General features: G+C 62.9%; 10 protein-coding genes. 6 read left to right on the forward strand and 4 right to left on the reverse strand.

The features are described from left to right. Window position 1: 1 nt before the first annotated feature. The 6 genes from ACN0X6_RS11450 (at window position 2) to ACN0X6_RS11475 (ending at window position 4,457) form a co-directional block, all read left to right on the forward strand. Entirely contained in the window at window positions 2-403 is a 402-nt protein-coding gene (locus ACN0X6_RS11450; protein ID WP_417704013.1) for an OsmC family protein, read from the forward strand. Continuing rightward, entirely contained in the window at window positions 400-1,260 is an 861-nt protein-coding gene (locus tag ACN0X6_RS11455; protein WP_417704015.1) for a pirin family protein, read from the forward strand. The genes ACN0X6_RS11450 and ACN0X6_RS11455 overlap by 4 nt, the downstream gene beginning before the upstream one ends. Window positions 1,261-1,318: 58 nt before the next feature. After that, window positions 1,319-2,131, forward strand: coding sequence for an XAC2610-related protein (locus tag ACN0X6_RS11460; protein ID WP_417704017.1), 813 nt, complete (start codon window positions 1,319-1,321; stop codon window positions 2,129-2,131). Window positions 2,132-2,235: 104 nt separating this feature from the next. Further along, window positions 2,236-2,784 (forward strand): sigma-70 family RNA polymerase sigma factor, encoded by a 549-nt coding sequence (locus tag ACN0X6_RS11465; RefSeq protein ID WP_417704019.1) that lies wholly within the window; start codon window positions 2,236-2,238, stop codon window positions 2,782-2,784. After that, entirely contained in the window at window positions 2,781-3,494 is a 714-nt protein-coding gene (locus ACN0X6_RS11470) for an anti-sigma factor domain-containing protein (protein ID WP_417704021.1), read from the forward strand. The genes ACN0X6_RS11465 and ACN0X6_RS11470 overlap by 4 nt, the downstream gene beginning before the upstream one ends. A 183-nt stretch (window positions 3,495-3,677) precedes the next feature. Further along, window positions 3,678-4,457 (forward strand): DUF4394 domain-containing protein, encoded by a 780-nt coding sequence (locus ACN0X6_RS11475; protein WP_417704023.1) that lies wholly within the window; start codon window positions 3,678-3,680, stop codon window positions 4,455-4,457. Between the two features lie 62 nt (window positions 4,458-4,519). On the opposite strand, the gene ACN0X6_RS11480 is transcribed toward ACN0X6_RS11475, so the two are convergent. The 4 genes from ACN0X6_RS11480 to htpG form a co-directional block, all read right to left on the reverse strand. Beyond that, complete coding sequence (locus ACN0X6_RS11480; protein WP_417704025.1) at window positions 4,520-5,308, reverse strand: dienelactone hydrolase family protein; 789 nt, start codon at window positions 5,306-5,308, stop codon at window positions 4,520-4,522. 95 nt (window positions 5,309-5,403) lie between these two features. Next, window positions 5,404-6,408: an HD domain-containing phosphohydrolase gene (locus ACN0X6_RS11485; protein ID WP_417704027.1), complete on the reverse strand. Its 1,005-nt coding sequence runs from the start codon at window positions 6,406-6,408 to the stop codon at window positions 5,404-5,406. Beyond that, window positions 6,405-10,046 carry a PAS domain S-box protein gene (locus ACN0X6_RS11490; protein WP_417704029.1) on the reverse strand — a complete coding sequence of 1,214 codons (3,642 nt, stop codon included), beginning with the start codon at window positions 10,044-10,046 and terminating at the stop codon, window positions 6,405-6,407. Before ACN0X6_RS11490 ends, ACN0X6_RS11485 begins: the two co-directional genes overlap by 4 nt. A gap of 186 nt (window positions 10,047-10,232) precedes the next feature. Continuing rightward, entirely contained in the window at window positions 10,233-12,131 is a 1,899-nt protein-coding gene (gene htpG / locus ACN0X6_RS11495) for a molecular chaperone HtpG (RefSeq protein ID WP_417704031.1), read from the reverse strand. Window positions 12,132-12,237: the final 106 nt, after the last annotated feature.

Raw genomic sequence — 12,237 nt, forward strand, 5'->3', positions numbered from 1 at the left:
CATGATCCGCATTCACAACAACAAGGGCCTGCAGCAGCAGATCGAAATCGGTTCGCACCTGCTCATCGGCGACGTCTCGCCCGAGCAGGGCGGGGATGGCGCCGGACCGGAACCGCACGACCTGTTCGACGCGGCCCTCGGTACCTGCAAGGCCATGACCCTGCTGCTCTATGCACGCCAACGCGGCCTGCCGCTGGAAGGTATCGACGTGCAGATCGAGCGTGACGACAGCGAGGAGCGCCAGGGCAACTACCGCCTGATCGTCGATCTGGCGCTCAAGGGACCATTGGACGAGACCCAGCGCCAGCAACTGCTGCGCGTGGCGGACAAATGCCCGATCCACAAGCTGATGACCACCACCGACATCCAGGTCGAGACCCGCCTGGCGGGAGCCCAGGCATGAGTGAACTGCAGCTGATTCGCCCGCGCGCCGAGGACATTTCCGGCCAGCCGATCCTGCGTCCCCTGCCCTCGGCACGCGTTCGCAGCATCGGCCCCTTCGTGTTCTTCGATCACATGCTGGAGCATGACTACCCGGCCGGCAAAGGCATCAACATCGCCCAACATCCGCATATCGGCCTGTCCACCCTCACCTACCTGTTCGAGGGCCAGTTGCAGCACAAGGACAGCCTGGGTTCGGATCAACTGGTGGGGCCCGGCGATGTCAGCTGGATGACCGCAGGGCGCGCCGTCGCTCATGTCGAGCGTACGCCGCCCGAGCAGCTCGGGCAGAACAAGCGAGCCCACGGTCTGCAGGTCTGGCTGGCCTTGCCGGAAGCCGAGGAACAGTGCGAACCGGCTTACAGCCATCACCCCGCAGCGAAGCTACCCCGCAGCGAAGCCATGGGCGTGCAGATCACCCTGATCGCCGGCCGTGGCTTGTGCCTCGAATCGCCCGTGCCGGTTCGCTCGCCGACCCTCTATGCCGAACTGCGCCTGGCCGCCGGTGCCAACCTGCTGATACCCGCCGAACACAGCGAACGAGCGCTGTACCTCATCGATGGCGAAGCGGAGCTGGATGGCGAGCCCCTGCCCCGGCATACCATGGCGGTCATCCCGACAGGCGAAACGCCCGTGCTCAGCGCCTGCGGCGAATGCCACCTGGCCCTGATCGGCGGCGAGCCCATCGGCCCACGACGGATCAACTGGAACTTCGTCGCCACGACGCCGGAGCTGATCGACCAGGCGCGCCAGCGCTGGGCTGCAGGCGACTGGCCGCAGGTGCCAGGTGAAACCACGCGCATCGAACTGCCGCGCTGAGACTGCTGTTCAAACACAGGCGCTGAAAGGCGCCTGCCGCTCGCCAAGGATTGCCATCTTGCCCCTGCATCGCTCCCTCGCTGGCCTGCTGCTGTTGCCCACGCTGGCACTGGCCGCTCTACCCCATTTCGAACCCGAGCCCGGGCGGCATGCCCAGGTACAACAGCAAGGCGAACGCTATTTTCTGCAGCAACCCGACGGTAGCCGCCTGGAACTGAGCATCCCCGAAGGCAACGACGCAGAAGCGCCGAGCTTTGCCGTCGAGGACTACGACTTCGACGGCCACCCGGATCTGGCGATCAGCGTGCCGGCCGGGATGGTCAACTCCGCCTACCAGGTTTACCTCTACCGCCCGCTCCTACAACGCTTCGAGTGGTTAGAGATGGCGCCGACGCTGATGGAACGCGTCAATTGCTCATGGCTGTCGGAGCTGCAGCCCAACAATGAGGAGCGGGCGCTCTACAGCCACTGCCGCAGCGGGCCACGCTGGTACTACGACGCCTACCGCTTCGATGAGTCCGGAGCCCCCTGGCTGTACAAGACGCTGCAGGTGCGCCACGACTACGATCCGCATGCACCTGTATTTTTCCCGGTGTTCGAGAAGACGTTCGACCCTCAGGGCCGGATCATCGCCAGTCGCGCACTCGACGACGATGATCAGCCACTCACCTGGACGGTGCCCGCTGCGCGCCTTTACCTCCACGCACACCCGGACGCGACCAGCCGGAGCAAGGCCTACCTGATCGCAGGGGACGTCTGCGAAGTCCTGGATCAACAGGGGCGCTGGCTACAGATTCGCTACGTCTCGCGCAAGGGTCCATTGGAGCGCTGGGTTTCACTCGATCAAGCCTATGCCCAGGCTCAACCCTGAATACACAGCAACCCCTTCGCAGTTTTTTGTTACCTGTGCGTGATCCAGAAACTCAGTAGCCGGGTATAAGCTGCATGCGGATTTTTCAGGCCAACGGATGACCCATGGCAGATCGCGAGTTCGATTACGAAAGCACCCTGGAAGCCTGCGCACGCGGCGACGAACGTGCCTTCCAGACGCTCTACCGGCAAGAGGCCGGGCAATTGCTCGGCCTGGCCATCAGCATGCTGGGCCGGCGTGACGTTGCCGAGGATTGCCTGCACGACGCCTTCGTGCGCATCTGGCAGCACGCCGCGCGCTATCGGCGCGAACTGGGCAGCGGCCGCGCCTGGGTGCACAGCATCTTGCGCTACCGCGTGCTCAATGCCTTGCGCAGTGGCAACCGGCATGCCGAGGTGGACGATGACTTCATCGAACGCGTGCTGGACGACAGCCCGCAGGCCGAAGCGCAGGCGCTGGAGCAATCCGAACAGCGCCTGCTGCGTCGCTGCCTGCAGCGTCTGGAAAAGCCGCGCCGCCATCCGATTCTGCTGGCGTTCTACCGGGGTCTGACACACGAGCAGATCGCCAGCCGCCTGAGCACACCGCTGGGCACCATCAAAGGCCGTATCCGCGCCGGCCTGCGCGCGCTGCAGGAGTGTCTGCAAGCATGATTACGCACGATCCCGAAGAACGCCGTGCCCTGATTGGCGAGTACCTGCTCGGCCTGCTCGACGAACACGAAGCGGCCGAGGTGCGCCAACTGCTCGAAGAGGATGAGAGTGCCGCCCGTATGGCCCTGGAATGGGAACGGCACTTTCTCGAACTGAGCGACCGGCTACCGGCACATGCACCCTCCCCGGCACTCTGGGCACGCATTCGGCAGAGCCTGGGTCTACTCGACGAGCCTCGCTCGAGCCCGCTGGCCAACTGGTGGAACAGCCTGCTGACCTGGCGCCTGACTGCCGCCGCGCTGGCCGTTGCCCTTTTGCTTGCCGTGCTGATGCCGCTGTTGCGCGCCCCGGATATCGCTGGCGAACGCTTTACCGTGGTGCTGCAGCAGCCGGGCGAAGCGGCCAAGCCGGGTTGGGTGATCCAGGTCGGTAGCGATGGCACGCTCTCGCTCGATCCGCTGGTCGCCGATCAGGTCCCAGAAGGCCGCGCCTTGCAATTCTGGACGCTGATCGACCCAGCCGACGGTCCACGTTCGCTGGGTCTGGTCGAAGCCGGCCAGCCACTGCGCCTGCCTGCCGAGCAGATCGGCGCCGTACAGGCCGGGCAGTTGTTCGAGCTGACCCTCGAACCTGAAGGCGGCTCGCCATACAACCGACCTAGTGGTCCGGTGCTTTACATCGGTCGCGCCGTGCTGGCCAGCGCCAACTGAGTGGGTTGCCGGCCGCAAGGCCGGCAACCTTTGCAGCAGCCGATCACCCTCCGAAAAATATTTTCATCCGCCGACATCCAACGCCGTTCCTCGCGGGTATAGCTCACAGGTGTTTCGTCGAGGCACCTGCGAAACCGGCCAACCGGCTTCGTCTCGATGCTGAAACCTTTATGAGGAACAACCATGAAACGCATCACTACCCTTTGCACTGCCAGCCTGCTGACCCTGAGCGCAGGTGCCGCCAGCGCCACCGAACTGCTCGCACTGGGCGCCGATGGCAAGTTGTTCAAGGTCGATGTTGCCAGCCTCAAGGTCACCGCCAGCATGGCCGTCAGCGGCGCCAGCGACCTGCGCGGCCTGGATGTGCGCCCGGCCAGCGGCCAGGTCTACCTCCTCGGCGGCACCGATCAGCTTTACACCCTGGACGCAGTCAGCGGTAAGGCCACTGCAGGCAGCAAGCTGCAAACCGCGTTGCCAGGCAGCGGCCAGGCCGTGGTCGACTTCAACCCGGTGGCCGACCGCCTGCGCCTGATGAGCCCGGACGGCACCAACCTGCGGGTAAATGTCGATAGCGGTGAAGCGGCCGTGGACGGCAAGCTTGCCTATGCCACCGACGGTCCCTACGCCGGCAAGCAGGCACAAGTCGTTGCAGGCGCCTACACCAACTCCTATGCCGGCACGAAGAGCACCGCGCTGTACAACATCGACCTGGCCAGCAGCAGCCTGATACTGCAGAACCCACCAAACGATGGCGTGCAGCAACTGGTCGGCAAGGTCGCCGATGGCCTCGAAGCGGCCGCCATGGACATCGCCAGCGATGGCATGGGTGGCAACATGGCCTATGTACTGACCGGCAAGACCCTGCACCAGCTGGATCTGGCCAGTGGCAAGCCCACCACCCTGGGCGACGTCGCCGACCTGCCGGACGGCATCATTGATATCGCCGTACTGCCCGCGAAGTAAGATGAAAAAAGGCTGCGCCCACTGGACGCAGCCTTTCGTTCAACGCGCGCGCAAAACAGGCGTCACTGCTCGGCGAATACCTCATCGAACAGATCGTTCATCGCCTTGAATGCCCGCGCGGCGACCACCGGGTGGTATTCGTTGCGCCCCGGCACGTTGGCCTTGGGATTGGTGAACGAGTGCACGGCGCCGCCGTAGCTGACCAGTTGCCAGTCGGTCTTGGCCGCCTTCATCTCGGCGACGAAGCCGTCGACCTGCGCCTGCGGTACAGCGGGGTCATCGGCCCCATGCAGCACCAGTACTGGCGCCTTGATGTTCTTGGCATCTGCCGGGTTGGGCGTATCCAGATTGCCGTGGAAGGATACGAAGCCTTTCAGCGGCGCCCCGGAACGGGCGAGTTCCAGCACCGTGCCTCCACCGAAGCAGAAGCCGATGGCGCCCAGCTTGCTGAGGTCCAGTGCCACTTCGCCGTTCTGCGCCTTGAGCACCTCGACTGCAGCCTGAGCACGCTTGCGCATCAGCGGGCGATCTGCGCGCACGGCAGTGGCCGCAGCCCCCGCCTCTTCGGCATTACCGGGACGGATGGATTTGCCGTACATGTCGGCGAGAAACACCACGTACTTGTCGCCCGCCGCACGCGCGGCCTTGGCTACGGTATCGTCGTTCACGCCCATCCAGTTGGGAACGGCGAGCAGCCCGGGGCGCGGCGTGGTGACCGAATCGTCATAGACCAGTACGCCTTCGAAGGCTTCGCCATCGATTTCGTACGCAACGGTCTTGGTCACGACGGCCGCCTCGGCAAGACCGGCGAATGCGGCGCACAACAGGGGAACCAGTGTCTTCTTCTGCATGGTGAGGCCTGCCCTTGGCATTGGTAGGCCCCTGACAATAGCCTCACCGTCGACAATCACCAAGTCGAGATGGGGCGGATTTCAGACAGGAGGTTTCAAGCGGCTGGTTGTTCGGCCCAGCGTTCCTTGATCTGCAGAATCTCGGGCAGGCAAGCGATGAACAGCTCGACCAGGCGTGGATCGAAGTGGCGCCCACTCTGTTCACGCAGGAAAACGACCGCATCCTCCACGGACCAGGCCTGCTTGTAAGGACGCACGCTGGTCAGCGCATCGAACACGTCAGCGATGGCGACGATGCGGCCTTCCAGGGGAATCTCCTCGCCACTCAGACCGTTCGGATAACCGCTGCCATCCCACTTCTCATGGTGCGACAGGGCAATGCGCTGCGCCGTGCGCAGCAGCCCCGAGCTGTGCTCGCCGATGATCCGTGCACCAATCTCCACGTGCTGGCGCATCACCTGCCATTCCGCATCGTCCAGCTTGCCCGGCTTGCGCAACACCGCGTCGGGAATACCGATCTTGCCGACATCGTGCATGGGCGCCGCATTGAGCAGTTCCTCGGCCGCGCTTTCGCTGAAGCCGGCGGCCAGCGCCAGCACCTTGGAGAAATGGCTCATGCGAATGACGTGCAGGCCGGTCTCGTTGTCCTTGTACTCGGCAGCCATGCCCAGGCGCTGGACGATCTGCAGGCGGGTCTGCTTGAGCTCATCGACACGTACCAGCGACAGATGAGTGCGCACCCGAGCACGCACGATGGGCGGACTGACGGGCTTGGTGATGTAGTCCACCGCGCCAACCTCGAAACCGCGCGCCTCATCCTCGACATCGCCCAGAGCGGTCACGAAGATCACCGGAATCGTCTTCAGCCGAGGACTGCCCTTGAGCTGCTCGCATACCTGGTAGCCGGTCATGCCCGGCATCATGACATCGAGCAGGATCAGGTCGGGCCGTTCACGCTCGGCCATTTCCAGCGCGCGCGCGCCCTCCTTGGCGAACAGCAGGCGATAGTCCTCCTGCAGGATATGGCGCAGCACCTGCAGGTTGGTGGGTTCGTCATCGACCAGCAGCAACAGCGGACGCGTATCGGCAGCCAGAGTCATGATGGGGTCGTTTCCTCGCCTTGCAGTTGTAGCAACAGTTGATCGAGCACCCGCAGGGCCTGATCGAAATCGAAGTCATCCAGCGCCTGACGCATATCGTTCAGAGCGGCGCCATAGGCCGTACCCCTGGCGGCCTGCTCCATCATGGCAAGGCTTTCATCATCCAGGCCGCCTCGCTGCAACGCCCGTCGCAGCTGACCGGCCTGTTCACGCAGCGAGCGCAGGTCGACAGCCGAGCGTTCAGCCGAAGATACGGCCTCCGGCACCTGCGGCACCACCTCCCTGACGGTCAGAAGAGCCTGCTCGAGTTCCGCGATCAGTGCAGGCAAGGCTTGCTCGTCCTGCGCCTGAAACGCCCGCTCGACCAACTGCCCCAAACCGGCCAGGCTGCCCATCGCCAGATTGCCGGCGGCACCGTGCAGTCGATGCGCGAGCGCCTCACCCTCGTGCCAGTCGCGCGCCGCCAGCAGTTGGCTGAGGCGCGCCGCCAGATCATGCTGTTCGGCAATGAAGGTATTGATCGCCTGCGCCATGCGTAACGGCCCGCCCCACAGGCTGCTGCCACGGACCCAGTCGAACAGGCCATCGTCGGCAACACGGGTGGCACTGACCACTGCGCTGGGTACATCGGTCAGCCCGAGCAGTCGGGCGATTTCCCAGAGCAGCGCGTTGACATCCAGTGGCTTCGAAGCAAAGCCATTCATGCCCGAGTCCAGCGCTGCCTGACGATCCTGGTCGAGCACGCTGGCGGTCAGCGCAATGATCGGAGTCGGCTCGCGTACCGCGGCGGCTTCCAACTGACGAATCCGCCGCGAGGCTTCCAGGCCGTCGACACCCGGCATCTGCACATCCATCAGGATCAGATCGAAACGTTGCTCGGTGAAAGCCTGCAGCGCGCCTGCACCATCGGCGACGCAGTGCACGCGATGGCCGAAATGCTCCAGGGTCAGTTGCAGCAGTTCGAGGTTCTGCGGCACGTCATCGGCCGCAAGAATGTTCAACTGCCCCAGCTCAGGCAGCACGGCACGTTGCTGCGAGGCCAGACGCTTGCCGGCACGCAGCGGCAACTCGACGCTGAAGCAGCTGCCCTGCCCTTCGGTGCTTTCGACCCGCAAGCGCCCCCCCATCAACTCGACCAGTTGCCGGGAAATGGTGGTGCCGAGGCCGGTACCGCCAAAGCGCCGGCTCATCGAGGCATCAGCCTGAGCGAAAGGCTCGAAAATCTTCTCCAGCCGGTCGGCTGCGATACCGATGCCGGTGTCCTTCACCGCCAGGCGCATTGCGCCCGGCTCACCCGTCACTTTCAGGCGAACCTCGCCGTGCAGGGTGAACTTGACCGCATTGCCGAGCAGATTGATCAGGACCTGTTGCAAACGCAGCGGGTCGCCGCAGAAGAACTCGTTGATCGTTGCCGGGTAATCCAGATGCAGCTGCAGGCCTTTGCTCTCGGCCGTCAGCCGCTGCGTCGCGAGCACCTGCTCGCACAGCTCGCGCAGGGAGAAATCCAGTTGTTCCAGTTCGATGGCACCACGGTCGAGCTTGGCCGTGTCGAGGATGTCATTGAGCAAACCCAACAACGAACGCAACGAATGCTGCACGGTGCTCAGATGGCGACGTTGCTCGCTGGAAAGCGGCGTTTCCAGCAGCAGGTCGGTAAACCCGATGATGGCATTCATCGGCGTGCGAATTTCATGGCTCATATTGGCCAGGAAGCTGCTGCGCGCGGCAGCGGCGGCTTCTGCGCGATCACGGGCAGCCCGCAGATCCTGTTCCATGACGCGGCGCGGGGTCAGGTCGGTCGCCAACTTGACGACCTTGAACGGCTTGCCGTCGGTATCGAGGATCGGGTTGTAGCTGGCCTGAATCCAGACTTCCCGTCCACCCTTGGCGAAGCGGTGGTATTCACCTGCACGAAAATGACCTGCACGCAGATCCATCCAGCCCTGGCGATAAGCATCGCTTGCCACCACTTGAGGATCGCAGAACATGCCGTGGTGGCGCCCTACCACCTCCTCCTTGGCATAACCAAACAACGCCAGGGCATTGTCGTTGATGTCGAGGATATTGCCGTCGAGGTCGAACTCGATCAGCGCCATCGCCTTGCTGATCGCAGTGACCTTGCCTTCATATTCGGCATTGCGTCGCTTGGTTTCGGTCTGGTCGAGCAATACGCCATCGATCCAGCGCGGCATACCGCTTTCATCGCAAACCGCACTGCCACTCTCCCAGATCCAGTGCTCCGCGCCATCGCGGTCGAACAAGCGGTATTCGACAACGTAGTTGCGGCCTTGCTCGATGGCCTGCATCACCTCGTCGGCGACTCGCTGATAGTCGTCCGGGTGATACATATCGGCAATCGAACAGCGACCACTGATGAAATCCTCTGCACTCCAACCGGTGAGGGGCTGCACCGCATCGCTGATGAAGATCATGGTCCAGTCTTGATCCAGCGTGCAGCGGAACGACACCCCGGGAATGTTGCTGATCAACGAGCGGTACTGCTGCTCGCTGTCACGCCGGGCCTTCTCCATGGCATGTCTTTCGCTGATATCGGCGACGAATACCACGAACAGCGGACGACTCCCTGAGTGGGTAATGCCAACGCTGATGCGTACCGATTTCTCGTTGCCGTCACGGGTCAGGCACATCAGTTCCTGCTCACCGGCCGGCATCGTCAGGCGACCTGTCCTGAGGTAATCGGCCAGCAGGACTTCGACCTGCTCAATGTAGCGAGCCGGCATCAGTGAGCGCATGTGCATGCCCACCAGCTCATGCGGCGTCCAGCCAAACAGACGCGAGACAGCGCGATTGGCCGAGCGCAACGTGCCGGTGTGATCGACGGTGATGATGGCATCCAGAGCCGTATCGAAGATCGAGCGCAGATGCTGCTCGCTGGCCTTGAGCTGAAGACTCATGCGCCGGTAGCGCAGCAGCGTATTGACCGCTACCACGAAGACCGTCAGCGCGACGGTCAGCAGCGTGATGGCAATGGCGATATAACCACTGTCGACCACTGCCATTGGCGCCTCGAACTCCGGCGTGCCGACGAAACGCGCCGCCGCCATGCCGGTGTAGTGCATGCCACTGATCGCCAGGCCCATCACCAGGGCGCTGAGCGCAAGCGCCCAGAGCGTCGGCAAACGCCCTTCCAGACCGAAGCGCACCCACAACGCCAGAATGGCCAGGGCAACGGCAACGACGATGGACAGGCCGAACATCCAGGGGTCATAGCGCAGCAGTGGCGCCATCTGCATCGCCGCCATACCGCTGTAGTGCATGGCACCGATACCGGCTCCGACCAGCACCCCGCCCACACACAGTTGCACAATGCTCAGGTCACGCCGCGCCAGCAGGCTCAGCGCGACCCAGGAAGCAGCCAGGCTCGGCAGCATCGACAACAGCGTGATGCCCAGATCGAATTGCACCGCCGCGCACAGCTCGAAGGCAAGCATGCCGAGAAAATGCATGGACCAGATGCCACCGCCAAGGGCGAGCGATCCGGTGAGAATGGTGATTTGCCTGGCAACCGGATGCGAACTGTCACGTGCTTCACCGGCCAGTTGCAGCGCCATGCCGGCGGCGAACACGGCAATGGCCAGCGACAGCAGCACCAGGGAAGTGTCGTAACGACTGAGCACAAGGACACTCGGGTCCGCACCCATCAAGAAGAACAACTCGAAAATCGACATACCACCCCAAGGCACTGCAGAACGCCAGCCAATTGCCAGCATCTGAAACGACAGGGTCGCACTTGTCAATCAAAGCCGATCTATCGCGCCCATAGAAAAGCCCGCCGAAGCGGGCTTGTTCTGAAGCCAGATCAATCAGGCGGAGAGTTCCACCAATAGCTTGTTCAGGCGCTGCACGTAAGCGGCAGGGTCTTTCAGACTGTCACCGGCGGCCAACGCAGCCTGGTCGAAGAGAATGTGCGACAGATCGGTGAAGCGATCCTCGTCCGGCTCGGCATCCAGGCGTTCGATCAGCGGATGCGCGGGGTTGAACTCGAAGATCGGCTTGGCATCCGGCACCTTCTGCCCGCTGGCCTCGAGAATCTGGCGCATCTGCAGACCGAGATCCTGCTCACCGATGGCGAGAATCGCCGGTGAATCGGTCAGGCGATGCGACACGCGAACCTCGGCGACCTGCTCGCCCAGCGCCCCCTTGAGGCGCTCGATCAGCCCCTCCTTGGCCTTGGCGACTTCTTCCTGAGCCTTCTTGTCCTCTTCCGAGTCCAGTTCACCCAGATTCAGGTCACCACGGGCCACATCGACGAACTGCTTGCCGTCGAACTCGGTCAGGTAGCTCATCAGCCACTCGTCGATGCGATCGGTGAGCAGCAGCACCTCGATGCCCTTCTTGCGGAAGACTTCCAGGTGCGGGCTGTTCTTGATCTGTGCATAGCTTTCGCCCGTGAGGAAGTAGATCTTGTCCTGACCTTCCTTGATGCGACCCAGGTAGTCGGCGAGCGAAACCGCTTGCTCGTCGCCTTCGCCGGCGGTGGAGGCGAAACGCAGCAGACCGGCGATCTTCTCCTTGTTGGCGAAGTCTTCGGCCGGGCCTTCCTTGAGCACCTGGCCAAAGGCCTTCCAGAAGGTCTTGTAGTCGTCCGGCTTGTCCTTGGCCAGCTTCTCCAGCATGTCCAGCACACGCTTGGTCAGTGCCGATTTCATCGAGTCGATGACCGGGCCGGACTGCAGGATCTCGCGGGAGACGTTCAGTGACAGGTCGTTGGAGTCGACCACACCTTTGATGAAGCGCAGGTACAACGGCAGGAACTGATCGGCCTGATCCATGATGAATACGCGCTGCACATAGAGCTTGAGGCCCTTGGGCGCTTCGCGGTGGTACAGGTCGAACGGCGCACGCCCCGGCACGTAGAGCAGCGAGCTGTACTCCAGCTTGCCTTCGACCTTGTTGTGGCTCCAGCTCAGCGGGTTCTCGAAGTCGTGGCCGACGTGCTTGTAGAACTCCTGGTACTCCTCGTCCTTGATCTCGGTACGCGGACGGGTCCACAGGGCGCTGGCGCGGTTGACGGTTTCCCACTCGACCTCAGCAGGCTTGTCTTCACCCTGATGCTCTTTCGGCAGTTCGATCGGCAGCGCGATGTGATCCGAGTACTTCTTGACGATGTTGCGCAGGCGCCAGCCGTCGGCGAACTCTTCTTCGCCGCTTTTCAGGTGCAGAACGATGCGCGTGCCACGCTCGGCTTTCTCGACGGTCGCGACCTCGAACTCACCCTCGCCTTTCGAGGACCAGTACACGCCTTCGCTGGCCGGGCTACCGGCTCGGCGGCTGAACACCTCGACCTGATCGGCAACGATGAAGGCCGAATAGAAGCCCACACCGAACTGGCCGATCAGGTGCGAATCCTTCTTCTGGTCACCGGAGAGATTCTTCAGGAAGTCGGAAGTGCCGGACTTGGCGATGGTGCCCAGGTGCGCGATGACTTCCTCGCGGCTCATGCCGATACCGTTGTCTTCGAGGGTGACGGTCTTGGCATCCTTGTCGAAGGACAGGCGGATCTTCAGCTCGGCGCCACCTTCGAGCAGCTCGGGCTTGGCCAGCGCCTCGAAGCGCAGCTTGTCAGCGGCGTCGGAAGCGTTGGAGATCAACTCGCGCAGGAAGATTTCCTTGTTCGAGTACAGGGAATGGATCATCAGGTGAAGCAGTTGCTTCACCTCGGTCTGGAAGCCCAGGGTTTCTTTTTGAGTTTCCACACTCATGGTCTGCTAACTCCATCTGTAGGACAGGAACCGCTATCGCGGCGATGACCTACAGATGGGGCCTGCTGGATGAATTTCAAGGGCTTGGAGCAGGCGCATCATCGTC

Source organism: Pseudomonas sp. (assembly GCF_048269965.1).
Classification (GTDB): Bacteria; Pseudomonadota; Gammaproteobacteria; order Pseudomonadales; family Pseudomonadaceae; genus Aquipseudomonas.